Annotated in this window: 2 protein-coding genes; both read left to right on the forward strand. The window is 43.2% G+C overall.

Annotation, left to right across the window (positions count from 1 at the left end):
• On the forward strand, positions 1–250 hold a 250-nt coding region (locus tag AC01FP_RS17750; RefSeq protein ID WP_474482069.1), incomplete at its 5' end, for a hypothetical protein.
• A gap of 133 nt (positions 251–383) precedes the next feature.
• On the forward strand, positions 384–1,071 hold a 688-nt coding region (locus AC01FP_RS17755), incomplete at its 3' end, for an FkbM family methyltransferase (protein ID WP_474482071.1).

Genomic DNA, 1,071 nt, shown 5'->3' on the forward strand with positions numbered 1-1,071 from the left:
TCAAGTATATGGAAACTTGATCAGGGATAATCCAGAAGACTTGAATCATTCCTTGCTTGGCCCAGACAACTACAGTCATTTCACCTCGAATCTACCTGTAATCAAGTGTAACTCGCGCCAAGAGAGTGCCTTCAGCGTCTACGAAGAAATTCTCAACGGTTCGTATTGTGATTATAGCGATCGGAATCATGTCCTTCAACTGATACGTATTGCAAGGCAGGTAGTTAATCCTATGGAGGACTGGGGCTAATATGGCATGGACACTTGATCAAATACCTTCTTCTGCGGATGTTTCTCATCTTGATTTAAATAATTACCCGTCTCCATTAATCCCAGCCTTATTTAGTCCGGCATAACCGCAACTTCCTTTCATCGCCAAAAGCATGAACGACATCACTATTAATGGCTTGGGAATCGCAGTAGGAGCTGATGACCAGAGGTCTATGTGGGTTGAGGAGGCAGGGAGGCTCGATCATGATTGGTTTACATTAGAAATTCTCTCGGCATTCATACCTTCTGGAAATATAATCGACATAGGTGCCAATATTGGAACACACACTATATTTTATGAAAGAATCGCGGGCCTGACGGGCTGCTCCGTTTTTGCATTTGAGGCTAATCCAACCTCTTTTCTATGCCTTGCCCATAACTGCAAGAGAGCAATTAAATTTCCGATAGCCCTTGGTGATTCAGCATCTCTATTGAATCTACACTCGAATAATAATCTGGGCTCTGTATTTGTCTCTCGAGATGTATCGCGTGCTGATAATAGTTTCATTGATTTAAGTGTCCGTGAAGGGCTGATCGTGCCATGTTCGCAGCTTGACTCATTCTTAATCGAAAATGTGGGCTTCATCAAGATTGATGTTGAAGGTTTTGAAGAGTATGTATTGATAGGGGCCTATAAGACGATTATGAAAAGCAGGCCGATGATATGGATTGAAATGTCTCCTGGCCATTTGTCGAGGGCTGATTCTTGCGTGGATAATGTACTTAAGGGCACCTCGAAAAAAGAGGAATTCCAAGCCTGCAGTCATCTACAAAAAAACGCCTTACGGCGCCAAGGGGTCT

The sequence above is a fragment of the Cyanobium sp. NIVA-CYA 375 genome (genome assembly GCF_056108345.1).